Origin of the sequence: Falsiruegeria mediterranea M17, from assembly GCF_900302455.1 — a bacterium.
Classification (GTDB): Bacteria; Pseudomonadota; Alphaproteobacteria; order Rhodobacterales; family Rhodobacteraceae; genus Falsiruegeria; species Falsiruegeria mediterranea.
Map to the genome: position 1 here is coordinate 31,623 of NZ_ONZG01000009.1, position 24,590 is coordinate 56,212.

At 59.2% G+C, this 24,590-nt stretch carries 25 protein-coding genes and 1 riboswitch; of the genes, 4 read left to right on the plus strand and 21 right to left on the minus strand.

The genetic code is table 11. From position 1 onward, the window contains the following. Positions 1–90: 90 nt before the first annotated feature. Genes TRM7615_RS16955 through TRM7615_RS16975 form a run of 5 tightly spaced genes read right to left on the minus strand, consistent with a single transcriptional unit; the run spans position 91 to position 3,501 of the window. Positions 91–741 (minus strand): energy-coupling factor ABC transporter ATP-binding protein, encoded by a 651-nt coding sequence (locus TRM7615_RS16955; protein ID WP_108789681.1) that lies wholly within the window; start codon positions 739–741, stop codon positions 91–93. Continuing rightward, complete coding sequence (cbiQ, locus tag TRM7615_RS16960) at positions 738–1,520, minus strand: cobalt ECF transporter T component CbiQ (protein WP_108789683.1); 783 nt, start codon at positions 1,518–1,520, stop codon at positions 738–740. Before cbiQ ends, TRM7615_RS16955 begins: the two co-directional genes overlap by 4 nt. After that, positions 1,520–2,101, minus strand: coding sequence for a NikL family nickel/cobalt ECF transporter subunit (locus TRM7615_RS16965; protein ID WP_108789685.1), 582 nt, complete (start codon positions 2,099–2,101; stop codon positions 1,520–1,522). Before TRM7615_RS16965 ends, cbiQ begins: the two co-directional genes overlap by 1 nt. Beyond that, positions 2,098–2,709, minus strand: coding sequence for a cobalt transporter CbiM (gene cbiM, locus TRM7615_RS16970; protein ID WP_108789687.1), 612 nt, complete (start codon positions 2,707–2,709; stop codon positions 2,098–2,100). Before cbiM ends, TRM7615_RS16965 begins: the two co-directional genes overlap by 4 nt. Before the next feature lie 6 nt (positions 2,710–2,715). Further along, a complete protein-coding gene (locus tag TRM7615_RS16975) occupies positions 2,716–3,501 on the minus strand; it encodes a DUF4198 domain-containing protein (protein ID WP_108789689.1) in 786 nt (261 codons plus the stop codon). A 129-nt stretch (positions 3,502–3,630) separates the two neighbouring features. Then, a riboswitch (cobalamin riboswitch) is annotated at positions 3,631–3,831 on the minus strand. A 214-nt stretch (positions 3,832–4,045) separates the two neighbouring features. Here TRM7615_RS16975 and TRM7615_RS16980 point away from each other — a divergent pair. Next, the gene (locus TRM7615_RS16980; protein WP_108789691.1) at positions 4,046–4,441 is read left to right on the plus strand and encodes a VOC family protein; all 396 of its coding nucleotides are present in this window, start codon (positions 4,046–4,048) and stop codon (positions 4,439–4,441) included. Positions 4,442–4,464: 23 nt separating this feature from the next. Here the strand turns inward: TRM7615_RS16980 and TRM7615_RS16985 are convergent, their stop codons facing one another. The 6 genes from TRM7615_RS16985 to TRM7615_RS17010 all read right to left on the minus strand — a co-directional run bounded on the left by TRM7615_RS16985 (position 4,465) and on the right by TRM7615_RS17010 (position 10,706). After that, a complete protein-coding gene (locus TRM7615_RS16985) occupies positions 4,465–6,096 on the minus strand; it encodes a class I adenylate-forming enzyme family protein (RefSeq protein WP_108789693.1) in 1,632 nt (543 codons plus the stop codon). Further along, entirely contained in the window at positions 6,093–6,875 is a 783-nt protein-coding gene (locus tag TRM7615_RS16990; protein ID WP_108789695.1) for an enoyl-CoA hydratase/isomerase family protein, read from the minus strand. The genes TRM7615_RS16985 and TRM7615_RS16990 overlap by 4 nt, the downstream gene beginning before the upstream one ends. Before the next feature lie 20 nt (positions 6,876–6,895). Next, positions 6,896–7,684, minus strand: a complete 789-nt coding sequence (locus tag TRM7615_RS16995) for an ABC transporter permease (protein ID WP_108789697.1) — start codon at positions 7,682–7,684, stop codon at positions 6,896–6,898. Then, a complete protein-coding gene (locus TRM7615_RS17000; protein ID WP_108789699.1) occupies positions 7,684–8,505 on the minus strand; it encodes an ABC transporter permease in 822 nt (273 codons plus the stop codon). Before TRM7615_RS17000 ends, TRM7615_RS16995 begins: the two co-directional genes overlap by 1 nt. A 63-nt stretch (positions 8,506–8,568) precedes the next feature. Beyond that, complete coding sequence (locus TRM7615_RS17005; protein WP_108789701.1) at positions 8,569–9,621, minus strand: ABC transporter substrate-binding protein; 1,053 nt, start codon at positions 9,619–9,621, stop codon at positions 8,569–8,571. 26 nt (positions 9,622–9,647) lie between these two features. Beyond that, on the minus strand, positions 9,648–10,706 hold the full coding sequence (locus TRM7615_RS17010) for an ABC transporter ATP-binding protein (protein WP_108789703.1): 1,059 nt from the start codon (positions 10,704–10,706) through the stop codon (positions 9,648–9,650). Between the two features lie 169 nt (positions 10,707–10,875). Here TRM7615_RS17010 and TRM7615_RS17015 point away from each other — a divergent pair, with 169 nt between their 5' ends. Next, the gene (locus tag TRM7615_RS17015; RefSeq protein WP_165821461.1) at positions 10,876–11,496 is read left to right on the plus strand and encodes a TetR/AcrR family transcriptional regulator; all 621 of its coding nucleotides are present in this window, start codon (positions 10,876–10,878) and stop codon (positions 11,494–11,496) included. Positions 11,497–11,554: 58 nt separating this feature from the next. Here TRM7615_RS17015 and TRM7615_RS17020 read toward each other — a convergent pair whose 3' ends face one another. The 7 genes from TRM7615_RS17020 to TRM7615_RS17050 all read right to left on the minus strand — a co-directional run bounded on the left by TRM7615_RS17020 (position 11,555) and on the right by TRM7615_RS17050 (position 17,426). Beyond that, positions 11,555–11,926 (minus strand): cupin domain-containing protein, encoded by a 372-nt coding sequence (locus tag TRM7615_RS17020; RefSeq protein ID WP_108789707.1) that lies wholly within the window; start codon positions 11,924–11,926, stop codon positions 11,555–11,557. Positions 11,927–11,983: 57 nt separating this feature from the next. Continuing rightward, positions 11,984–13,387: an NAD(P)/FAD-dependent oxidoreductase gene (locus tag TRM7615_RS17025; protein ID WP_108789709.1), complete on the minus strand. Its 1,404-nt coding sequence runs from the start codon at positions 13,385–13,387 to the stop codon at positions 11,984–11,986. 30 nt (positions 13,388–13,417) lie between these two features. Then, complete coding sequence (locus TRM7615_RS17030; protein WP_108789711.1) at positions 13,418–13,804, minus strand: nuclear transport factor 2 family protein; 387 nt, start codon at positions 13,802–13,804, stop codon at positions 13,418–13,420. Positions 13,805–13,942: 138 nt separating this feature from the next. Continuing rightward, positions 13,943–14,437 carry a universal stress protein gene (locus TRM7615_RS17035; protein ID WP_108789713.1) on the minus strand — a complete coding sequence of 165 codons (495 nt, stop codon included), beginning with the start codon at positions 14,435–14,437 and terminating at the stop codon, positions 13,943–13,945. 16 nt (positions 14,438–14,453) lie between these two features. Continuing rightward, a complete protein-coding gene (locus TRM7615_RS17040) occupies positions 14,454–15,794 on the minus strand; it encodes a TRAP transporter large permease (RefSeq protein WP_108789715.1) in 1,341 nt (446 codons plus the stop codon). A 16-nt stretch (positions 15,795–15,810) separates the two neighbouring features. Continuing rightward, positions 15,811–16,347 carry a TRAP transporter small permease gene (locus tag TRM7615_RS17045; protein ID WP_085794163.1) on the minus strand — a complete coding sequence of 179 codons (537 nt, stop codon included), beginning with the start codon at positions 16,345–16,347 and terminating at the stop codon, positions 15,811–15,813. Between the two features lie 71 nt (positions 16,348–16,418). Then, on the minus strand, positions 16,419–17,426 hold the full coding sequence (locus TRM7615_RS17050; RefSeq protein WP_108789717.1) for a TRAP transporter substrate-binding protein: 1,008 nt from the start codon (positions 17,424–17,426) through the stop codon (positions 16,419–16,421). 157 nt (positions 17,427–17,583) lie between these two features. Between TRM7615_RS17050 and TRM7615_RS17055 the strand changes: the two genes are divergently transcribed. Next, complete coding sequence (locus tag TRM7615_RS17055) at positions 17,584–18,522, plus strand: LysR family transcriptional regulator (RefSeq protein ID WP_108789719.1); 939 nt, start codon at positions 17,584–17,586, stop codon at positions 18,520–18,522. Positions 18,523–18,528: 6 nt separating this feature from the next. Here the strand turns inward: TRM7615_RS17055 and gap are convergent, their stop codons facing one another. Then, the gene (gene gap / locus TRM7615_RS17060) at positions 18,529–19,560 is read right to left on the minus strand and encodes a type I glyceraldehyde-3-phosphate dehydrogenase (RefSeq protein WP_108789721.1); all 1,032 of its coding nucleotides are present in this window, start codon (positions 19,558–19,560) and stop codon (positions 18,529–18,531) included. Between the two features lie 339 nt (positions 19,561–19,899). On the opposite strand from gap, the gene TRM7615_RS17065 reads away from it, so the two are divergent. Next, positions 19,900–20,682 carry a pyridoxine 5'-phosphate synthase gene (locus tag TRM7615_RS17065; RefSeq protein ID WP_108789723.1) on the plus strand — a complete coding sequence of 261 codons (783 nt, stop codon included), beginning with the start codon at positions 19,900–19,902 and terminating at the stop codon, positions 20,680–20,682. Positions 20,683–20,685: 3 nt separating this feature from the next. On the opposite strand, the gene TRM7615_RS17070 is transcribed toward TRM7615_RS17065, so the two are convergent. Together TRM7615_RS17070 and TRM7615_RS17075 are read right to left on the minus strand one after the other, a co-directional pair. Next, complete coding sequence (locus TRM7615_RS17070; protein WP_108789725.1) at positions 20,686–23,106, minus strand: GcvT family protein; 2,421 nt, start codon at positions 23,104–23,106, stop codon at positions 20,686–20,688. Further along, the gene (locus TRM7615_RS17075; protein WP_222850547.1) at positions 23,103–24,554 is read right to left on the minus strand and encodes a trimethylamine methyltransferase family protein; all 1,452 of its coding nucleotides are present in this window, start codon (positions 24,552–24,554) and stop codon (positions 23,103–23,105) included. Before TRM7615_RS17075 ends, TRM7615_RS17070 begins: the two co-directional genes overlap by 4 nt. Between the last annotated feature and the right edge of the window lie 36 nt (positions 24,555–24,590).

Here is a 24,590-nt window from a genome sequence, read left to right on the forward strand (position 1 = left end):
AAACACCGATCCGCTGGCTGCGGTTCGCGTCGGTCCCGCAAGGGGTGGGCAGCCCTGCAAAAATGGAGAAAGTTCCGAGCAAGTACTCGGTCAGCTTGCGATCAGGCGACCGTCACGCAGTTCCAGGGTGTCCGGAGCCAAAGCTTGGCGGAACGCGGGGGCATGGCTGACCAGCAGGATGGCCTGAGGAAGGTTCTGCAGTATCTCCAGCAAACGCGCCTCGTTCTTGGTGTCGAGCGCGTTGGTGGGTTCGTCGAGAAGCAGAGCCTTGGGTTCCATTGCAAGCACGGTCGCAAGGGTGACCAGTCGCTTTTCTCCGCCAGACAGCTTGTGGGTAATGCGATCACGCAGATGCATCAGGTTCAGGTCCGTCAGAACTTGGTCCACGATCGCAAGTGCTTCGGTTTTGCTGCGGCCCAGATTCAGTGGCCCAAAGGCGATGTCTTCGGCCACTGTCGGGCAAAACAGCTGATCGTCAGGGTCTTGAAACACAAGGCCGATCTGGCGACGGACGTCATGGAAATCAGCCTCTACGCGTCTGTCCTGACCCAGGGCGATCACACGCCCCGAAGTGGGCATCTGCAACCCAAGTGCGATTCGAAAGAGAGTGGACTTGCCCGAGCCATTGGGGCCTGCAATCGACAGGCGTTGCCCCGGTTCAAGTTTGAATGAGGCACCGTCCAACACAGGGGCCTGCCCGGGATAGGAAAAACAAATCTGTTCCAACTTGAGCAGCGTCATAGAAGATCCAGACACAAAAGACCGACGCACACTGCTGTGAGCGTTGCGGCGAACAGGTGGTCACGTCGGGTCATCCGAAAGTCCTGCAACAACAATAGACGCCCAGAAAAGCCCCGGCACTTCATGGCCGCCAGAATACGCTCGGATCGTTCAATGGCGCGGACCAACATCATGCCGACAAGATAGCCGAAACTCCGGTAGGTGTGCCAGTTGGTACCGGGCCGAAAGCCGCGGATTTTCATGGCACCGCGCAGGCGCAAGTATTCTTCGCGCAGCACTTCGATGTAGCGGATCGTGAACATCAAGAGATGTACCAGCACTTCGGGACAGCGCAGTTTGTGCAGGGCATGGCCCAAGGTGACGGGCTCCATCGTGCCGACCAGAACCATCAGCGCCAAGATTGCAGCATTGGCGGTCAGGGCGATCTCAACCGCTTTCCACAGGCCTTGCCAACTGGCGGCAAAGCCAAACACCGTGAACATCGCGTCGCCCGGCATGGAAAATGGCAAAAGCACCAGCATGAAGATGATGAAGCTGTCCATCATGGCCATACGCTTGAGCGTGCGGCGAATAGGCAGGCGGGACATCAGCAGCAACCCAATTGAGGTCGCAAGCGCAGTGAGCAGCGCGGGAATGGTGCTGAGAGACACCGTGACAATGGCAAAGACACAGGCCATCACGATGCGCATGCGGGGATCATGGTCGCTGATCAACCCGTAAGAAAAGCCGCCTTGGGCCTCGGTCAGCGTCTTGGCCTGGGGTTCCAGCGCATGTGCCATCAGGCGGTCATCTTTTTGCGGGCAGCGACGTAAAAGCCGATGCCGAAGAGACCGATGATGTAACCGATGCCGCCCAGGATGCTCTGCAGGTCATTGTGTTCGCGATAGGCGGCAATTTCCCGACGCAGGGGGCGGGTTTCGTCGCGCACGATTTTGGCAATCGCAGCGCGCTCTTCATCGGACAGAGAGGCGACGGTGATGGTGGCACCGCTTTCGGCGGGGGCGGCCAAAACGGGTGGGTCCGAAGCTTCGGCTTCCACACCCAGGATGTCGGCGACTTCATCGGCGGGCATGGTGACATCGGCCACATGGCCTGCGCCCAGATCAGCCTTGAAGGTGTGTGCGACAGGTCTGGTGGGGGTGAAAAGGAAAAAACCGTCCGCATCGGTTACGGTTCGGCCCAATTCGGCCCCATCGAGCCCGTAGACGATGACCTCTTGATCCACGGCCATGTCGCCATTGGAGAAGCCCAATTCACCTTCAATCGCCTCGCCGGCCGGGAACACCCCGGCAATCACCTTGTGGGCCAGCGCAGGCAATGGTGTCAGGATCAGGGTGCAGATAAGGGTCAGCTTTTTCATGAGGTTGCCACCTTTATAAAAAGCTCTGGTTTGACTTTGCGGGCAAGCAGAACCGCAAAACCCGTCAAAACGGCCTCGATTGCCATGACCGGGATGTGGGCAAAGAACACCAATTTGGCAGCGGGTAGGAATGCATCACCCGACAGGGCAAGAGAGACAGCGACAAAACCCGTCGTGGCCGCGATGGAGAATGCACCACCAATGCCGCCCCAGATCGCGCCGTGAACCGGGGATCCCCGGGCGATCAAGCGACCAAAGAGCATCCACGTCAGCACCGCAGGCAGGGCGATGTTCACGGTGTTGACCCCCAGCACGGTCAAGCCGCCAAAGCCGAAAAACACGGTTTGCAGCAGCAATCCGACAAACAGGGCAGGGAAGGCGGCCCACCCGAGCAACAGCCCAGCCAAACCATTCAGGATCAGATGCACAGAGGACGGGCCGATCGGCACGTGGATCAGCGAGGCGACGAAAAAGCTGGCCGCAAGCACGCCCGCTGTGGGGATGCGATCAAGATCCAGCGATTTCAGCCCAATTGCGATCCCGCCTGCCGCAGCGACGGCACCGCCGATCACGACAGGGTTGGCAAGGGCTCCGTCCACGATGTGCATAAGGGCTTACTCCAGATCCCAGGCGCGGATCCAGATCACGGCATCCTGGCTCAGTTCTTTGCCGTCATGCTCGGTTTCTGGACCCGACCCCAAGGCGGCAAAACCCCAGTAGCCTGCCTTTGGCACGCCAAAGGTGAAATAGCCGTTGTCGTCCGAGATCGCGACCAAAGCCCCACCAGGCAGCGGCGACGCTGTTGGTGCCTTGGATCCGGTGCCCGTCAGGTCCGGCTCGGCGGCCATGTATTCGATCTCGATTTCGGCACCGGCGACCGGTTTGCCGTCGCTCAGCACGCGACCGGTAAAGGTCGAGCCTGCAATAACGTTATAGGGCTTGTTCAGCGGCAGAATTTCAGTGGCCAGACCCTGCGGCTGATTCCAATCGGTGGGCAGCTCATTGCGGTTCAGGTACGCCTTGGTGATCTGCTGGATATAGATGTCTTCGGATTCTTCGTAGTAGGGCGCGGGAACTGTCACAACGACATAGTCACCCGAGCGCTTGACCGGGACAGAGCCCATGAACGCCTTGGCGGTGTTTTCGGGGCCGTCAAAGGTGGTCTCTTTCAGCGTGTCCATCAGGTCGGTTTTCTTACCGTTGTGGATCACATAGAACTCTTCCGGCTTTTCCAGGGTCATCACGTGACCAGCTTCGAATGGGTGCCAGAATATCAGCTTGACCGGCACGTCTCCGGGGCGTTCGATCATGGTGTCGTCGGTATATTCCAGCAGGAAATGGGCCTGTGCCAATGCCGGGATGGCCATGGCAGCTGTTGCAGCCAACAGCAGTTTCTTCATGAATTCTAGCCTTCTCATGTTGCGCCTTCCCCGGCACAGGTATTTTTTGACATCGGGGAACGCGAAACTATTTGCCCAATTGGGCAAACAGATCCGGCGTACACCCCGTCGCCGATGAGGAGCGCCCTTTCCGGGGGCGCATGTTCGGCAGGTCTCCTGACTCGCGGGTCAAAGCGCTTGGCTGACCTTCCCGGGGTGTCCCAGTGGTATTATCAGCCGCACTCACCGCTTACAGTTGCGGGGGCAGTTGCAGACTTGGCACACATGTGCCGCACTGCATTCCCTATTGCTTCCGAGGATACCCCCGGAACCGAACATTCCGCGTTCATGCCAGAACATGTTGCCCGCGGTCAACAAACTATTGTGGGTGATGGTGCTGCTCTGTCTCGAAGGGCAACGTCAGGGCATCAAGTGGTGCTGGAACTGGCCGGTTTGATCAAGATAGGATGGATTGGGTGCACCAAAGCCCATGCGCCGAGCGTTTCCAAAGGCCAATCGGCAAAGGCAAGATGGATCGCAAAACCCCAAAGGAACGGACCAGCAAATGAAAATCTATGTAACCAGTATCTTTGTCGACGATCAGGACAAAGCAGAAGCGTTCTATACCCGCGTCTTGGGGTTCCAAGTGAAGCACAACATTCCATTGGGTGAAGATCGATGGCTGACGGTGGTCTCGAGCGAAGCGCCAGACGGAACAGAACTGTTGCTAGAGCCAAGTAATCACCCGGCTGTCGGACCTTACAGGGCTGCGCTGGTCGCGGATGGCATACCGGCTCATTCGTTCCAGGTTGAGGATCTGGATGCCGAGCGAAGGCGGCTTGAAAAACACGGGGTAGAGTTCGTGCAAGAGCCGATGGATGCGGGCCCGGTCCGCATGGCCATCATTGACGACACATGCGGGAATCTCATTCAGTTGATTGAAATGAATGAGGCCGGTTGAGGGTCCCAGTAAACTGTTAGCCGCTACATGAGAGCAGACAATTCTTTCTCTGACAGTTCCGACATCCTCTGTGTGTCAAAAACGGTGCCCTCAATGTGGTGCGGCGTGATCTGGGTTTTGGCGATCTTGTTGGTTGCGGTGCGCGGAAACTCTTGGACATACGCGACGTAGCGCGGGCGTTTGAATGCGGCCAGCCGTTCGGAATGGTTCATGATGGCCACAGGGGGCATGTCGGTTGCCTTGATCCCATCGGCCAGTTTGACCAGGACCATGACCTCTTCCCGCCGCAGATCATCCGGCACCGCAATGGCGGCGGCTTCGGCGATCTGTGGGGCCTCCCGCATGGCCGCCTCGACCTCGCTGGCGGAGATGTTTTCACCGGCACGTTTGATCATCTCTTTCAGTCGTCCCACGATGCGGTGATAGCCGTCGGCGTCCTTGATGAACAAATCACCCGAGCGGAACCAGTCGCCATCAAAGTTGTCGGCGTTGGCGTCGGGGCGTTTGTAATAACTCAGCATGATTGACCGGCCTCGGATCTGCAGCTCTCCGGCCTGGCCCGGGGGGCATTCCCTGCCGTTTTCGTCAACCACGCGGGTTTCCCGGAACGGTGCGGCCAAGCCACAGGTGTTGGTTTCCAGCTTCTCGCCTGCTGCATGAGGGCAGATGATGGCCGGGCCGACCTCGGTCATGCCAAAACTGTCCCGAGCAACAAGGTTGAACCGCGCCTCGGCTTCGGCGCGGGCTGAGGGGCGCCAGCCAAAGGCGTGGACATAGTTCAACGGGATATTGGCGTCTTCTGGTGCAGGTGGCACGGTTTTCAGGATGGGTTCGGGCAAAACGCAGTAATGTGCCTGATTTTCGTGTAGCCAGCCCAGGAACTTGGTCAGGCTCATTTTTGACGCGATGATGGCCTTGCCGCCGATGGCCATGGCCGACAGGAACGACCACTGCCCGTCCATGTAGAAAAACGGCGCCCAAAAGAACAGGTTGCGGTTGTCATAGTGGGTGTGGACCTGGGCAATCGAATGGCTGAGTACGATCCAATAATCCTGCGTCAACATGCAGCCCTTGGGGAAACCGGTGGTGCCAGAGGTATATTGCAGGTTGGCCAGGTCTTGGGCCGTGACGGCATAGCCGGGGTCAAAGTCTGCCAGTTCTTCGCCTGTTTCCAGATCGCCCAACGCGCCGGAGACAACCACCATAGGTTTGTTCAACAGCTCGGGGCGGTTCGTCATCTCGCGAAATGCGGGCAGGAATTGATCGCCGATGATCAACGCCTGCGCATCTGATTGGTTCAGGATGTAATCCAGCTCCTTGCCGCCGTAGGCAGTGTTCACTGGAACGATGACGGCGCCGATCTTCATGATCGCAAACCAGATCAGGGCCGAGGCTGGCCCATTGGGCAGCATCACAGCGATATGAGCGCCCTTGCGATAGCCCCGTTCCAGCAGGTTGGCGGCGATCCGGTTCGAGCGGCGGTGCAGCGCGGTGTAGCTAAGCTGCACCCCGTCCTGAAAATAGTCGAGCGCGATGGCATCGCCGTATTTCTCGGCCTGTGCAGCGCAGAATGCAGGCAGGCTGTCGGGAAAACCCTGCGCCGTCAGTTTGGCGCCCAAGGTGTCGATCTCTTGCTGTCCGGGGTGCAGGGTCATTCCGCCGCTCCTGTTTCCGCCAGTGGCGGTTGCGTCGATTGGACTGAACGGGCCAGACGATACATGTGACCGGCCATTGCCATGCTGTCGGATCGGCTCATGTCAAAACCGCGCTGGTAGCTTTCCATTTCAACCCGCACACCCAAAGGGGGATGCGAGGCGATGCGTTCTGCAGCAATCCAGGCGGTGTCCATCAGCTTGTCCGGTGCCACCACGTCGTTGATCAGAAACAGGCGCTGGGCTTTTTCCGCGTCGATCTTTTCGCCCAGCAGCAGCAGCTCCATAGCCGCGACATGGGGGATCATCTTGCCAAGCGACAGCGCGGCACCTGCGCCACCCATGCCATAGGCAATCTCGGGCATACCAAAGATCGCGTTGGTCGCAGCATAGCGGATGTCCGACAGAAGGTTGAAGTAGATGAAGCCCTGTCCAAAGCAATACCCGTTCGCGGCCCCCACGATGGGCTTGTAGCGGGGCATTGTCATCACCTCATGCTCCCACCCCGGGTATTCCTGCGTGTCAAAGGATCGCGACGGGTTCAGGTGCCGGTCGACGATTTCTTCGCGCGTGCGGTCAGGGCGTTTCGATTTGATGTCGTCGCCCGCACTGAACGCGCGATCTCCGGCCCCGGTCAGTATCCCACAGCGCACGTCAAGGTCGGCGTTGAACTCTTGCAGGATCTCAAACATCTGCTTGTGCATCGCCGGGGTGAAGACATTCACCGGCGGGTTGTCGATGGTGATCGTGGCGATGTGGCCGGATATTTCGTAATTCAGCATGTCTGTCTCCGGGGTTGCGGTCAGGCCGCGTTGTTCTTTTCCGCGCGTCGGCGCAGCAGTTCGGCAATGGTCATCGCAAGGGTTGTGACCACGACAAAGAACACGCTGACGGCGGCGATGGTTGGGTTGATTTCGAACCGCAGGTCATTCCAGATTCGCATCGGCAGGGTTTCGGCGCTGGACATCAGGAAGAGCGAGATGATGAGTTCATCAAAGCTGACGAAGAAAGCAAAGATGCCAGCCGACAGGATGGCGGGGGTGAGTGGCGGCAGGGTTGCGGTCAGAAAGGCGCGCAAGGGGCCAGCACCCATGATCCGGGCCGCGCGTTCCAGTGTCGGGTCGATCTGGCGATAGGCCGAGCCGACCATGAGCACCACAAAGGGCAGGCCAATCGCGGCATGGGCGCAAACCAGGGTCAGCTCATTGTCACTCACGCCCATACGCACAGCTAGGATGAACACCCCTAGCGCCACGATGATGTTGGGCACGATGGCGGGTGCCACGAAGAGGGCGGTCAGCGCACCGCTGGTCTTGCTGCGTTTGCGGCCAAGGCCGATGACCGACAGGGTGCCAACAAAAGTGGCGAGGATACTGGCCCCAAGCGCCACGCGCAGGCTGCGAAAGGTGGCGGCCATCCAGACCGGGTCGCTGAAATAGTTGATGTACCAGCGCAGGCCGAACTCTTCGGGCGGAAAGCTCAGGAAACGTCCGCTGGAAAAGGAGATCGGCACCACGATCAGGATCGGGAAGAACAGGAAAATCACCACCAGAACGTAGAACAGGGTGAGAAGCGGGTTCCGGTCTTGCATCAGTGCGCCTCCTCTTGATGGTGGACCAGTTTGGCGGATGCGCCCCGGACCAGAACCAGCACCAGCAGCGTTGCACCCAGCAGGACAATCGAGATTGCGGCGGCAAAGCCCCAGTTGGTCTGGCTGACCTGTCCGCTGATAACGTTGGCCAGCATCGCGTCGCGGCGACCACCCAGCAGAGCAGGCACGATGAAAAAGCCCATCGACAGGATGAAGACGATCAGGGTTCCCGTGATCGCGCCTTCGGCCGAGAGCGGCAGAAACACCTCACGGAACGCCTTGCGCGGGCTTGCGCCCATTATGCGGGCGGCGCGCAGCAGGGATTGGTCGATCTCGGTCATCGAGGAAAAGCAGGTGACGATCAGGATTGGCAGCATGATCTGCACCATGGCCACATAGACGGCGCCGGTGGTGAACAGCATCTTGATCGGTTCATCAATCAGACCCAGCCAGATCAGGCTTTGGTTGATGATGCCCTCTTTGCCCAGCACCACCATCCAGGAATAGGTGCGCGCCAGGATGGACATCCACATCGGCACCAGCACCAGGAACATCAGGAACGGGCGACGGGCTGGGGGCTGGCGGACAATGAAGTAGGCGATGGGATAGCCGACCAGCAGACAGACCAGCGCCACCACGGTTGAGATCTGAAGCGTGCTCCAGAAGATCCGCATATAGGCGCCGCGGGTGGCGAAGCGCACGAAATGTTCGGTTGTGAACACCGGATCGAACAGCCCCTGCTGAAACACGATCCCTACGGGGATCAGAAATAGCATCCCGATCAGGGCAATGCCGGGCAGCAATGTCAGCCGCTTGGTCATGGCTTGGCGCTCCGCAAGGACAAGGGGTGGGGTGGCCGCTACTGTCGAGCAGCGGCCATGGGATTATTCGAGGATCCAGTCTTCCCAACGTTCTTTCAGCGGGCCGAGGTTCTTGCCCCAGAACACGGCGTCAGTGACGAACTGTTTGCCAACGTTGTCGGGATGGGTTGGCATCATCGCACCCTTTTCTGCGGGGATGTGGTCATAAAGCCCTTTGACCATGCCCGGATACGGCACCATCGACGCAAATTGCGCTGCGCGTTCGGGGTTCGTCATCATGTAGCTGATGAACTGCTGCCCTGTTTCGACGTTCTCGGACCCCTTCACGATGGCCACATAAGACGCCTTGATGCCGCCGCCGTTCCAGTTGATTTCGACCGGCACACCTTCGGACGCAAGCTTGGTGATGCGTCCGTTCCAGGCCGAGGTATAGGCGACCTCTCCATCCGACAGCATCTGTACGGGCTGCGCGCCAGCCGTCCACCAGGCGGTGATGTGGGGCTTGATCTCATCCAGCTTGGCAAAGGCGCGGTCCTGCCCTTCTGCGGTGGCCAATACGGTGTAGACATCTACCGGAGCTACACCGTCTGCGATCAGGGCAAATTCCAGGTTGTCGATGGGCTGGTTTTGCAAGGCGCGACCGCCGGGAAAGGTTTCAACATCCCAGAAATTTGCCCAGGACGTCATCTGTTTGCCGTCGGGCAGCTCATCCGTGCGCACCGCCATGATGGTCGAAAAGGTGGCCGCAATGCCCGCGTCCGGCAGCTTTGCCTCCTCCGGCAGCGCGCCCGAGGGGTCGATGGTGGACCAGTCCAGAGGGGCCAGCCAACCCGAGAGCGAGGCGGTGGCGTATTCGATCGGGTTCAACTCGGTCACGTCCCAGGTCACTTTGCCCGCGACCTGCATCGCCTTGAGCGCCGAGGCCCGGTCCGAGGTCGCCAAAGCATTGACAGCAATGCCGGTTTCGGCGGTGAACGGGTCGTCGAACACGCCTTTCATCACCTGGCCCAGACCGCCGCCGGACCCGGCATAGGTGATAGAGCCGTCGGCCCAGGCCGTCCCTGCGGCGAGGGTCGCGCCAAGCGTCAGCGCGGTGAATGTGGTTTTGATGGTCATCTCTCTCTCCCTTTGCGTTTCGATGTTCAGGTCGCGACCAATGGCGCGGCGTCTGCCGGGTCAAAGGCCAGCGTGATGGTCTGGCCTGTGTGTGGCAGGCGATCATGGCCCGACCGCTGGCTACGCACCTCGAGCCTGCGGCCCGAGCGCAAGCGCACCGTTTGCGCCACGACCGGGCCAAAGAATGTCTCGTCCTCGACAACCCCTTGGAAAACCGAAAGGCCCGATGTGTTTTCGCCCGGGATCACACGCAGGCGTTCGGGGCGGATGCTGATGGCGACGGCGGTGGGATCTGATACCGGGATGTCGATCCCCATGTCCGGAACGGCTGCTGTGCCGTCCGTGACGGCGGATAGGTCGAACATGTTGGATTGACCGATGAAATCCGCGACAAAGCGGGTACGGGGCCGGTCATAGAGCACCTCGGGCGCGTCGATCTGAACGATCTTACCCCCTTCGAGGATGGCGATCCGATCCGACATGGTCAGTGCTTCGGTCTGATCGTGGGTGACAAACAGCACGGTCGTTCCGATCTCGCGGTGAATGCGGCGGATCTCGTCCTGCAGTTCTTCGCGCAGCTTCAGGTCCAGCGCGGACAGGCATTCGTCCATCAGCAGAACGGGCGGTTCAAACACCACGGCCCGGGCCAGGGCGACGCGTTGACGTTGCCCACCGGACAGGGCGGCAGGCTTGCGCGCGGCAAAGGCGCCAAGCTGCACCATCTCCAGCGCCGCCTTTACCCGGCGATCAATCTCGTCCCGCGCGCCTTTGCGCATGCGCAGGGGGAACGCCACGTTCTCGGCCACGGTCTTGTGCGGAAACAGGGCAAAGTTCTGGAACACCATACCCACGTTGCGGTGTTCTGGCGCGACGCCGGTCAGCGGGCGGTCACCGGTGTAGACTTCGCCCGATGTGGCATCCGAAAACCCGGCCAGAATGTTCAGGGCGGTCGATTTGCCCGACCCGGACGCTCCCAGAAGCGTCACGAATTCTCCCGGTGCGATATCCAGATTGAAGTCGGTCAAAGCGACCGTTTCCCCAAAGGATTTGGTGACCTTCTCAAAGTGAACGCGTGAGCCCTGCATGTGTGATCCATTTTTGAACACGATGTCTTATTTTTTAGAAGTTGACGAAAAATAGACACTGTGTCAATTATTTTTCATGCAGATGGAAGTTACCCCACGACAGATACTAAAAACCTCTCAAGTAGAGGGGTTTAGCGTTGCCGATATTTTACAGGACCGGGCCCGCAAGATGGAAAAGCGCCGCAAACGGGTGCGCACACGTGCCGCGCTGTTGGCGGTGGCAGCCCGCGAGATTGAACAGGTCGGATATGATTCCCTGACCATGGATCACCTGGCCAACGCGGCCGGATTGGTCCGTGGAACGCTTTATCTGTACTATCACAGTCGGGCCGACATCGTGAAAGCGGTGCTGCGCAAATACTGGGCCCTGATGCGCATTCATCGCCCGCGGGGTGGTGGGCTGGGGCTAAAGGCGTCGATCCATCGTGCAAACACCTATTCCGTCATGCTGGCCGCCCGGAACCCGCGCCTGCTGGAGGCGCGAGAAATCCTGTTGCGCGAAGACGCCGAAGTGGCCGCGCGCATGGCATCGGTCAACCGCATCTGGTCCGAGCGCATTGTCAGCGATCTGATCCGGCGTGGCCTGACCGCGCAGGACGATGAAGACTTGTCCTTTCTGCGCCTCAAGGCCCGTGCAGTCATCAACATGTCTGACACGCTCTTGTCGGATGTGCATCGCCTATCAGGCTGGGACGACACCGAAGGGCCCATTGACTTGGATCTGGTCATTCGGGTGATGGACGATTTGTGGTATCGCTCGCTCTACCTGCCGCAACCGGATGAAGCTTGACCCCGAGGACTTGTGGTGCCGAATTAAAAATCCTCGACCGATGTGGTCGAGGATTTTGTCAGTTCGCGGTGTCGCGAATGACGAAATGCTTGGTGGTGGTTTCGACCACTTCCCAGAAGCCGCGAAAACCGTCGGGGATCACGAAGCTGTCGCCGGTCTTGAAGTCCTGGCGGGTGCCGTCTTCGTGGATCAGCGCGCAATGGCCGGACACGATGTAGCAATATTCGTCCTTGTCGGTGAAAGCGTGCCATTTGCCGGGGGTCGAGGTCCAAGTGCCCGCGGACAGCTTGCCATCGGGACTGGTGAAATGCATGCCGACCTTGTGGTGTGGGTCGCCTTCGGTGACGCGGTCGGGCAGATCGGCCAGGCGGCGTTCGCTGCGCGAGGCGGGTTCGTCAAACAGGGAAATGACATGGGGTGCGGTCGTCATGGTTGTCGTCTCCTATAAGGAAAAAGGCCCCCGAAGGGGCCTGAGTTGGGGAGGTAATCAGATCACTTCGTCTTTGAGATAGTACCAGATATAGGCCATGCGTTGTCCCATTCGGCGGAACGGGGTCAGCAGGCCGTGGCTGGGCAAGGGCGAGGTGAAGATGGGCAGGTTGAATGCCTCATCCTTCTTGCCTGCGACCAGCTGCGCCATACGGCGACCCGCTTGGGCTGAGTACATCACGCCGTTGCCGCCGTATCCCATGGCGTAGAATACGCGCTGTTTTGGGTCAGGCTGGAAGATGCGGGGCATCATGTCGTGGCTGACGTCGACCCAGCCCCACCAGGAGTAGTCGAGGTTGATGTCTTCGAGCGCCGGGAACTTGCGGGCCAGGTTGGCGCGCAGCAGCTGCAGGTGCTTGTCGTTTTCGGCGTCACGCCCGGTCACAGCCGAACGCGAGCCGATCTGAACCCGATTGTCTGGCAACAGGCGGTAGTAGTGGCGCAGGGTGCGAGTGTCGGTCAACGGCGACATGGTCTTGATGCCGCATTCGTCCAGCTCCGACTGGGTCAGCGGGCGCGTTACCATCGAGTTGGACAAGATCGGCATCAGGCGATGCTTGGTTTTGGAGTTCAGGCCCGGAGGCGTGTAACCCGCTGTCGCCAACGCAACGGTTTTTGTTTTGACAATACCTCCAGGAGTGCGGACATGGTGGATGCCATTTTTGGTCTCCCACCCCATCACCGGGCTAGCGGTGTGGATCTTGACGCCAAGACGACGAGCCATGTTCACATAGCCAAACGCCAGTTTGGCGGCGTGGATGCAGGTGCCGTCGGGCTCCCACATGGCGCCATAGGCATCCTGGTCGTTCACATGCTCGGATTGCAATTCCTCTTTGCTGATCACACGAGAGCCATAGCCAAATGTGCCGTTGAGCAGGTCGCTTTCCTTTTGCAGCCCTGCCATCACCTTTTCACGGTGCGCGATGTAGTAGTGCCCACCAGTCTGCGGATCGCAGTCGATGTCGTCGCTGGCGATCAGGTCATTGAACAGATCAAACGCCTCGGACACTTCGCGATGCATGCCTTTGGCCACATCGACGCCCCAGCGTTTGATCCATTGCGACCGCTTGAGGCGACCGGATGAGATCTGGGCCTGCCCGCCGTTGCGAGTCGAGCAGCCCCAGGCCACAGTGTTGGCCTCAAGGACCACGGCCTGAATGCCGTGTTCCTTGGCGAGGTGAATGGCGGTCGACAGGCCGGTGTAACCCGACCCGACGATCACAACGTCAGCTTCCATGTCTCCTGACACGGGGCCATCATCAGCAGGCGGTGTGCCCGCAGTGCCGATCCAATAGGTCGGTGCATGATCACGGTTGTGTCCCGGGCCAGCATCAATGATCGGATCGTACTTCGGATCATAGCTGGTTTTGGGCCAGTGACGAGGGATGCTGTTGTCCACCATTCTTAACTCCTCTGGTTGCGGCGTGCTGCCTTAGGCTTTGAACATCGGGCGCGACTTGCGCAGCGCCTGTTTCACAGTGAGCAGGCCGTCACGCACGGTGAACAGATCGGCGCCTTCGGCTTCGACCCGCATGCCGTCCGCATCGGTGCCCGAGAAAGTCCATTCGGACACGGCGCGATCACCGTGGACAAAGTGGCTGTGGTGATCCCAATGCGCGTCTTTCATGCCGGCCCAAACAGCCGAGAAAGCGGCGGCGATGGCTTCTTTGCCTTCGACCTTGTTGCCGAATTTCTCGTCACCACCGACGGTGTAGAATACGCAGTCATCGGCAAAATGGGTCATCACACCGTCGATGTCGTGACGGTTGAACGCGTCGAACGTGTCCGCCAGGTCCTGCGCGGTCAGGGTTTTGGTCATTGCTTTTGTCCTTTTGAGTTAAGCGTTTCGAAATCAGGTCGTCGTGCAACATGATGTCGAAAAGCTTTCTGCCCGGCGGGGCAGGGGCCGCTCGCGCATGCCGGTTGTGACATGCGCGAACGGCCTTGGTTCAGAACCTCACCCGGAGGTGGGGTGCGGTACGATCAGCGTCGGGATGGCCGAGCGGCGCAGAACGCGCTTGGCCACGGTGCCCAGGAACGTGTGCGAGAACCCATGATCGTGGGCGCCCAACACAATGAGGTCGCAGCCCAGCTCTTGCGAGCGACGCAGGATCACCTCGGCTGGGTGGCCGTCGGTCACCTCGATCGAGGCCACCTGATCCTTGATCTTTGCGTCGTCCCCTTCGAACTTGGCCCAGAAGTTGGCTTGCCGCTCGGCCAGGACCTTGCGCACCATCTCGTGGCGGCGCTCGGTGGCTTTTTTGCGGGTGTCCTCGTTCAAGATGAACATCTCCATCGTGACCTTGGCATCGTCCGACAGGGGCTCGTTCACGTGCAGCACGTGAATCTTGGCCCCGGTGCTTTGCGCCAACGCGGCAGCGTGGCGCAAAGCATATGTCGAGTTGTGCGACAGGTCGGTGGCAAACAGGATATGCGTAACCATTGGTTCCATGAATTATCCTTTCAAGTCAGTAGCCAAAGACGCGCGGTAGCCACAGCGACAGTTCCGGGAAGAAGGCGATAACGAAAATTGCGATCGTGTTCACGGCTGCAAACGGCAGGGCGCGGAGCGAGATCTCTTCGATCGAGATGTTCGAAATACCGCTGGCGATGAACAGGTTTTCACCCAGTGGCGGTGTCTGGAAACCAATGCCCAGGGTACAGACCATCACCACACCAAAGTGGATCGGATCGATGCCCACCGAATAGGCCACGGGCAACATCACCGGAACCAGGATCAGGATGGTTGCCAGTGTCTCCATGAACATACCCACGAAGAGCAGGAAGAAGATGATCAGCGCCCAAATGACGTAAAGGTTTTCGGTAAAGCTGAGCATCGAATCCGCGATGATCGCCGGGATCTGGTTTTCCACCAGAAGGCGGCCAAACACGGTTGCGGTGAACAGGATCAGCAGCACGCGGCCTGTCAGCCATGTGGTGGCTTCCAACGCCTGGAACAGCTTGGCCCAGGTGATTTCGCGGTAGATGACCACGCCCACAAACAGGGTGTAGAAGATCGCGACAATCGCAGCCTCGGTCGGGGTGAAGAAGCCGGTATAGATACCGCCCAGGATCACCATTGGTGCCATCAGAGACCAGAACCCACGGTACATTTCGCAACCGATGTTCTTGGCCGACCAACCCTCTGCCGAGCCAGAGTAACCGCGCTTTTTTGACATGAAGTAATTCAGTGTCATGATCGAAGCAGCGATCAGGAAAGCCGGGACGAAACCTGCGATGAACAGTTTCGAGATTGAAACCGACTGGAAGGTGCCGAATTTTTCGATCGCTTCGGGTGGAGCGGTAAAGCCAAGCGCGGCAATGCCGAAGATAACCATCGGGATCGACGGCGGGATGATGATGCCCAGACCACCCGACGAGGCGGTGATGGCAGATGCATAGCCGCGCTCGTACCCGCGGTCGATCATTGCCGGGATCATCAGCATGCCGACAGCAGCGGTGGTCGCCGGGCCAGAACCCGAGATCGCGCCGAAGAACAAGCACGCCATAACGGTCGCAGCTGAAATACCACCGGTGAACGGACCGGCAAGGCTTTCGGCCACGTTGATCAGGCGTTTCGAGATGCCGGCCGCCTCCATCAAGGCACCAGCAAGGATAAAGGCAGGCAACGCCATCAGTGGGAAGGACCCGACCGAGGTAAAGGCGATCTGCACGAATTTGATTGGGTTCTCATCCAGATAGAGGAACGAGATCAGCGATGCACACCCAAGCGCGACCGTGATGGGCGCACCGATGAGCAACAAGAACAGGAAGGTTCCAAACAGGATGCTTACGATTTCAGATTCCATGACTACTCCCCCCTAATCAGTTGGATTTCGCTGCGTCTGTGGCAGCTTTGATTTCGTCGAGGTCGATCTGATCGGGATCAGCGATTTCTTCGCCTTTGATCAGTTTGCGATAGTTCACCTGAATGACGCGGATGGTCATCAGCGTGAACGCAAAGGGCAGCACCATGTAGATGTACTTCATCTCGATGCCCAAGGTCTGGGATTTCCAGAATTTGTTCATCTTGTTGAAGACGAAATCAGAAGCCAGGTAGATGAAATAGACGTTGAAGAAGAGCCAGAAGATGTCGGCAAATGCTTCGATGTATTTGATCGCGCCATCAGGCAGGAAGCGGAACTGGAAGGTCACCCGGTTGTGGGCCCCTTTCAGCGCGGCGTAGCTTGCGCCGAAGTAGACGAACCAGACGAACATGTAGACGGACAGTTCTTCGATCCAACTGAATGAAAAGCCGAATACCTCGCGGGCGATGATTTGTGTGAACAACAGAACGACGAATCCGGACAGAAGGATCCGGCAGATGACGCTTTCTATGTTGTCCAGGAATTTCCAGAACATTTCTTGTTACTCCTCCCTGAGAAAGGAAAGAGCGCGAGGATCGCGCTCTTACCGGTCTTTTCTGCGGGGTCTTACTTGACCGGATCGCGGCCGATTTCGGCCAGAGCAGCATTCACTTTGTCGATGCCACCAACCGAGTCGTAGAATTTCGGCCAGACGGCTTCGGTCGCCAGTGTGATGAACTCTTCTTCGTTGTTCTCAGGATCAACGATTTCCATGCCGCGCTCTTGCAGGGTGGCTTTGATGGTCGCTTCCTGATCGCGCAGATACTGAGCCGAGAACTGAGTTGCAGCTTCACCAGCGGCCAGAACGGCAGCTTGGTCGTCAGCCGACATGCCCTGGAATACAGCTTCGGAGACGATCAGAGGCTCAATCGAGAAGAGGTAACGCAGGTTGGTGATGTAGGTCTGAACTTCGTCAAACTTCATCGCGTAGTTGGTGATGTAGGGGTTGTCCTGACCATCAACAACTTTGGTCTGCAGACCAGCAAAGGTTTCCGACCATGCCATCGGCGTCGGGTTTACACCCCACGACTGGTAGGTCGCGATCATGATTTCGTTCTTCGGAGTACGAATGACCAGGTCCGACAGGTCTGCAACCGATTTGACCGGGTGCTTGGAGTTGGTCAGAACGCGGAAGCCCGAGTAGGCCCAACCGATGATGCGAACACCCGAGTCGCGGATGGTGTTTTCCACCAGTTCTTGACCGACGGGGCCTTGGGTCAGCTTTTCAGCATCTTCCAGGGACAGGATCATGTAGGGCAGGGTCAGTGTGCCGACGGTCGGCGAGAACGGTGTGACGTTGTTGATCGCCAGGATCGAGAAATCCAGGGTGCCGATTGCTGCCTCGTTCACGGTGTCCTGCTCAGAGCCCAGCTGGCCGTTCAGGAACAGAGTTGCAGTATGATCTGTGCTCTCTTCCAGAGCAGCGATGAACGCTTTGCCCAGAGCTTCTTGTGTACCACCTGCGCCGTCACCAACAGCGATCTTGAAGTTTTTGGCGTCGGCTGCGCCCGCTGCCATGATCGCGGCCACGGAAACGGCGGCGGTCAGGGTGCTGAGCTTTTTGAAAAATGACATGGAGGTCCTCCCATTTGTCGATTGGCCGGAGAGCGCGCTGGCGCGGGGAGAGTTGAGCCAGTCCGATTCTACCCCGGTGGAGGTGGTCTTAGGTTGTTTCATATGTTTCTTGAATGTAAACTTGTTCGCGCAAAGTTTCATAATTGGCCAACGTAGAATGGCAAAAAAGTCTTTGGTCACCCGGATCGGGGATGCCGATCTGAGATTGTTAAGAATTTTCAAAGCGGTGGTTGATAGTGGTGGTCTTTCCGCTGCGGAAACCGAGCTGAACATCGGGCGCTCCACAATCTCGAAACACATTTCGGATCTGGAAACGAGGTTGGAGCTGGTGCTGTGTCATCGTGGGCCGGCAGGGTTTTCGCTGACTGAAGAAGGCGCCCGTGTATTGGAAGCGGCGGATGAACTGTTGGCTGCCGTGAGCCGATTCCGCGTCGAGGTCAATGAGATCAAGGAGAACCTGGCAGGCACCGTGCGGGTGGCGCTGTTTGATTTGTGCGCATCGAACCCCGAGGCCCATGTCGCCCGGTCGATCAGCAAGTTTAACGACATCGCCCCGGCGGTGCAGGTCGAACTGTCGTTGGAACCACCGACTGTCATCGAAAGCCAGGTGATCGAGGGGCAGTTGGACTTGGGGATTGTACCGTTGAACCGCCCGTCTGAAAGTTTGGATTACAGCCCGATCTATGGCGAGCACATGTTCATGTACTGCGGCGTTGGCCATCCATTTTTTGAAGCCGATCAGGACGGTATTTCGTTGGATGACGTACGTGCCAGCAACTATGTAGGCATCAGTGTGAATTCTCCGAACTTGCGGATTGGCCAACAACTTAAGCTGAGGCGTTCGGCGAAGGTGCAGTCCGAGCACGCTTTGACGATTCTGATCATGTCAGGCAGTTACATCGGATTCCTGCCCGATCACCTTGCTGAGCCGTTTCAGGCCCGAGGCCTGATGCGCGCGGTGATGCCGAATGAGCTGCACTATCGAACCCAATTTGCAATCATCACACGCAAACGTCCCGAGCCGACGCGAATAACCCAGGTTCTGCGGGAAACCCTGATTGCAGATCATCAGCAAGAGATCGCGGAACAGGCCTAAGCCTGTTCAGCCCGCCAGCCGCGTTGTCAGCGTGTTTTGCATCGCCCGCCCGATGGCGCGACCGGTGTCGAGCATCCGGTTGGAGAAGCCCCATTCGTTGTCATACCAGCTGACGACACGGACCATCCCGTCGCGTGTCACGGTGGTTTGCGCGGCCGCAAAACATGACGAATGCGGATCATGATTGAAGTCGGCCGAAACCAGAGGGGCATCCTCGTACGCCAGGATGTTCGACAACGGCCCTTTCGTCGCGGCTTTGATCGCGGCGTTGACAGTGTCAACGGTCGCGGGACGTTTCGGTACAAAACTGAGATCGACCAGCGACACGTTGGCAGTCGGCACACGGATAGCCGAGCCTTCGAGGCGCCCTTCGAGCTGTGGCAACACTTGCGAGATAGCGCGTGCGGCGCCGGTCGAGGTCGGAATCATCGACACTGATGCAGCGCGCGCGCGATAGAGATCGCGGTGAGGGGTATCATGTGTTGGCTGGTCGCCTGTGAATGCATGGATGGTGGTCATGTATCCGGTTTGAATTCCGAATTCGCGATCCAGTACCATGGCGACGGGGGCCAGGCAGTTGGTGGTACAAGATGCATTCGAGACAATCAGGTCATCAGCCGTCAGCTGATCGTCGTTGACGCCAAAGACCACTGTGCGGTCCATGTTGGTTCCGGGGGCGGACAGCAGAACCCGCTTGGACCCGTTCTGCAAGTGTCTTTGCAGATGTTCGCGAGAAGTGAAACGTCCGGTGCATTCAAAAGCGATGTCGACGGTCTGCCAAGGCAGCCTTTCCGGCGCAGGTTCCTGGGTGAAGCTTATGGTGTGGTTGCCAACCCTAAGGGTGGACCCATCCAGCATCACGGGCTGTGCAAGCCGACCATGAACACTGTCGTACTTTAGCAGATGCGCCAGGGTCTCGGCCGGGGCCAAGTCATTGATGGCTACAACGTGCATGTCTTCGGTTCCGCTTTCCAGCAGCGCCCGCAACACACCTCGCCCGATGCGGCCAAAACCGTTGATCGCAATTTTCAATGTCACGTCGCCTCTCCCCTTGCGAAACTTGTTCGACACTCGTCATTCGCGCAATAGTTAGCGCTAACATATCCAGAAAGCAAGCGTGTTTTGCGGGTTCTGGATCAATCCGTCCTATGTAGCGGCGCGAACGCCGTTGCCAGGGCAGAAGAGGGCAGCGTGTTTCAAAACACCCAATGGGTCTGGAGCAGGCACAAAGCCTATGTCCATCTAACTCGGACCTGCAAAAACAAGCCGTGGAAAGTCATGAAATTGGTCTGCTTCAATTGTCCAGTATTGGAGGTTCTGAGCGTCCATCATGATTGTTAAGGCAAGACTGAATTTGACGGGTTAAGGATCCCTTTGATGCCGGACAATATTGCTGCAACACCGACGAAGCTGTCGGTCAACCTCAACGCAGTTGCGTTCCTGAGAAATCGCCGGGACATGCCCTGGCCCAGTGTCGTCGATACCGCGCGCCTTGTGCTTGATGCGGGCGCGCACGGGATCACGGTTCACCCGCGCCCCGATCAACGGCACATCCGGTTCAATGACGTTCATGATCTGGCTACGTTGATTGCCGCGGATTACCCCGAGGCCGAATTCAATGTCGAAGGGTATCCATCGCGAGACTTCCTTGACTTGGCAATGGCGTCCAGAGCCCATCAGGTGACGCTGGTGCCGGACGATCCCGGCCAGTCCACATCCGATCATGGCTGGCAGGTGGAGCAGAATCAGGAATTGTTGGGTAGTGCGATTGACGCCTTGCACGCAAACAGTCAGCGGGTCTCGCTTTTTGTGGATGTCAACGCGGCTGACGTTTGTGCTGCGGGCGACGTGGGGGCGGACCGGATCGAATTCTATACCGGACCTTATGCAGCACTTTTCGAGCGATCCGAGCACGGTGGAGAGTTGGGCCGCCTGAACGATGCGGCCCATGCGGCGCGGCAGGCGGGGCACAACGCCCAGCCCGGTTCAAGGGCGCTGACGATGAATGCCGGGCATGATCTGACGCTGTCAAATCTGCCCGCGCTGAAAGAGGTCGTGCCAGATCTGGCCGAAGTATCCATCGGCCATGGGATCACGGCCGATGCTTTGGTGATGGGTTTCCCCGAAGCGGTGCGTCGGTATCTGCAGGTACTAAGCTAAGCGCTATTGCTTGAGCCGCAGGTTTTGCGGATCGTATTGTGCGGGATCGTGCCGAATCGCTGTGTGATCTTCCCCAAGAATGCGGACATGGCAGGCCTCGTCCATTGCCAGTGTCCCGCGTTCCACATAGCCCAAAACCAGCGTTTTGTCGGTGCGGATGCCATGGGTGCCCGAGGTGACATAGCCGATGACCTTTTCGTCCTTGACGATAGGTTCGGACGCTAAGGGTTCTGGTGAGGGTTCGGTCACCTCCAACCCAACCCATTCCCAATCGACGGGTTGACCCGCCTGCCGCACCAGCGCCGCTTGCCCCTGAAACGTGCCTTTGTCGGGTTTGGCAAACCCCTGCAGCCCCGCGTCAAAGAGGGTGTATTCGGTGCCGAAATCGGCACCCCAACCGTGATACCCCTTTTCGATCCGCATGGAATTCAGCGCATAAGAGCCGAATTGTACGGCATCAAAGTCTGCGCCGCGCTCCATGATCGCTCCATAAAGTTTGGGCAGGTCGGCGCTTGCCACATGCAGTTCCCACCCCAGTTCGCCGACGTAAGACACGCGCATGGCGATGACGTCCACGCCCGCGATCTGGCATTCGGCCACTGACATCCATGGGGCGGCGGCAGCAGAGAGATCGGCCTCGGTCAACTCAGTGAGCAACGCGCGAGATTTGGGGCCCATCACCATCAGTGCACCGTCCTTTTGGTGCCCCATCGACAGGGTGACGCCGGTGTCGGGCAGTTGCTCTGACAGCAGGTCGAAATCGCGCAGGCTGGCGAGGGTTGGACCGCACAGGACAAAGCGCTCTGCGGACAGGCGCGCGATTGTGGCCTCGGAGTAAATGCGTCCGTTTGGGGTGAGCATATAGCTCAGCTTGATCCGCCCGGGTTTGGGGATGGTTCCGCAAAAAACGCTGTCCAAATAGGCTTCGGCGCCCGGTCCCTCGACCGTGAATTTGGTGAAGCCGCCGTGGTCCATGACGCCCACCGAACTGGCAATGGCCTCGATCTCGCCGCTCACGGCTGCGTGCCAGGGTTCTTCGTGGTAGCTCAGCGCGCCGGTGTCGGGGTGGTCGGGTGTTTCGAACCAGAACGCACGTTCCCATCCGCCGATTTGTCCCATCACCGCGCCAGAGGCTTTGAGTTGGTCATACAATGGCGTGCGTTGAATCGGGCGGCCGGATTGCATGTTCCGATGCGGATAGGGGATGGCATATTGCAGATCGTAATGTTCGGATGCACGGGCATGGGCGTAATCAGGTGTCGCCCACTCGCCAAACCGGCGCGGGTCCCAGGCAGAGAGGTCCCATTCGGTCTCACCTTGGGTGATCCATTCGGCCATCGCCTTGCCGATGGCGGCCGAATGGGTGATCCCAACCTGCACCCCTGTGGCGTGATAGAAATTCGGTGCGCCTGCCGCAGGCCCGACCAGCGGCAGGGCATCCGGCGCATAGGCAATGGGTCCGTTGACGAACCGCTGCGCTCCGGCCTCGGCCAGCAGGGGGACGTGTACAATGGTGTCTTCAAGCACTTCAAGGATGTCCTCGACACTGTCGGGAAACAACTGATGGGCAAAGTCGTCCGGTGGGCCTTCGGTGGGCCAGGCCGGGCGGCCCGCGTGGGCGTAAGAGCCCAGAAGGAAGGCGTTGCGCTCGCGTCTGAGATAGAAGCGGATATCCGGGTCACGCACCAGCGGGAAGAGGTCAGGATGGGCGTCAAGCTCGGCCAGGGGTTCGGTGACCAGATACTGGTGCTCCAGCGTGATGACCGGCGCTTTCAGCCCTGCCATTGCGGCAATCCTGGCGCCATAGAACCCACCCGCGTTGATGACTATTTCCGCGGTGATCGTCTCGGTTGCGGTCGAGATCTGCCATTCGCCGCTGGCCGTACGAGCGATGCCGGTCACAGGTGAAAACCGCTTGATCTGTGCGCCCAGATCGCGCGCGCCCTTGGCCAGCGCCTGGGTCAACTGGCTTGGGTCGATATCGCCCTCATAGGGGTCCATGATCCCGCCCAGAACAGTATCATCTGGGGACCAGAACGGGTGCATGGCGTCCATCTCGGACGGGCTTAGACGGTGCAGGTCGAAACCGGCGCTGTTTGCGATTCCTTCAAGGTGCCCAAACAGTTCCATCCGTTCCTTGGTATGGGCGGGCCAGAAGGCACCCGTGTGGCGGTAAGTGATCGGGCTGTCGACCGTATCGCCCAGATCCTTGTAGAGCTGCCAGCCATAGTTCCCGGCCCGCATCCCCAGCCATGAGGTCGCATAGGTCGGGATGTTGCCCGCGGCGTGCCAGGTCGAGCCGCTGGTCAACTCGTCGCGTTCCAGAAGCAGGGTGTCGGTCACCCCCGCAAGGGCCAGATGATACAGGATCGAACACCCAACGGCGCCCCCACCAATGACAACAACGCGCTTATGACTGTTCATGTATGATCCTTGGGCACTTTGATGTCGAACGCGGCACGAATGGCGGCTTCGCGGTCTTTGGGCAGGTGTGTTGGCGCTTGCGCCGTCAACTCGCGCACGCGGTCCTTGGCGCGATCCGTCAGGGCCGGGCGCCCGGCCTCTTGCCAGTCTTGCACGCTTTGGCGGTCGGCCAGCGCGGGATAGACGTATTCGGTCCGCATCCGGGCCAGGGTCTGTGCTTCGCCCAGGTAATGACCCGGGCCACTGGCAACTGCCTCGATCATCTCCAGGTCCAGCGCATCATCGGCCAGCTCAACCCCGCGTACGGACCGCAGGATGGCGGCGCACATGTCATCGTCGATGACCAGCGCCTCGGGCGAGGCGACCATGAGTGAGCCGAGCATGCCGACGCTGAGGTTGATCATGTCCGCCCCGGCCTGTGCGGCCAGGGCAACGGTATAGCCCTTTTCATAACCCGCCTGAGCGTCCGGCTCTTTGGCGTCGGTCATTCCGGCCGAGACAGTCGAGGGGATATCGAGGTTCAGCAGCAGCTGCGCTGCGGCGGCGTTGGCCACGGCGGCCTCGCCACTGCCGCCGGTCATCGCGCCTGTTCGTAGGTCGCTGATGAAAGGCATGAAGGCCAAAATGGTGGGGAAGCCGGGGCTTAGGACATTGGCGATGATCAATCCGGCGAGCGACTCGGCCAGCCCCTGCGCCAAGGCACCAGCCAAAGTCACCGGGCTGGTCGCGCCAGCCTGCGCTGCGGTGCAGATTTGCAGCGGCATTCCGGCCTGGATCGCGGCCTTCATGATCTCGACGCCTTCGGGGGCAAACCGCAAGGGCGAGACTGCGTGCACGATGATCCCCATGCAAAATGGGTGCTGGCGAAACCGGCCTTCGCCACCCAGGGCGATGTCGAACATCTGAGTGATGCGCGGCACGTGTTGCGCGGTGTCAAAGCTGATTCCGATGGGTTTGGGGCAGGCCTTGAGGCAGGCAAAAGCGGTGTTTGCGTCCAGATCCCAGGCTGTTTCCATGTCGCGGGCCACGATGGGGCGAACACCGTAGTGGATGTTTTCAGCCCGACCCACGATCTGCATCAGCTGATAGAGATCCGCAAGTTGCGCGGCACGAAATCCGCCTGCGTCGTCAGGAACTTCGACCGCTGCACCACCGGTGCCGATGTGAACATTGCCGCCGCCGATGGTCAGGCCCAAATCCTCGGAAAACCCCGGCAGGTTGACGCGTCTCATGGCCTTGGACAGCGTGGCGTCGATCATTGTCTTGGGGAAACACAGACGCCCATCGTCACGGCGTCTTGCGCCTTGTTCGATGGCCAATGCGGCGACGTCTTCGGGGCAGTCGGCCATGCCGATCTTTTCAAGGATATCAAAGGCGGCCTGAGTGATCTGGTCCAGCCGCCGGGGGCCTAATGGGCGAAAGGTGCCGCCGTGGGGCGGAGGTGTCACGCGAGTGCCGCGTGGCGTGTGTTGCTCTCTTGCCCG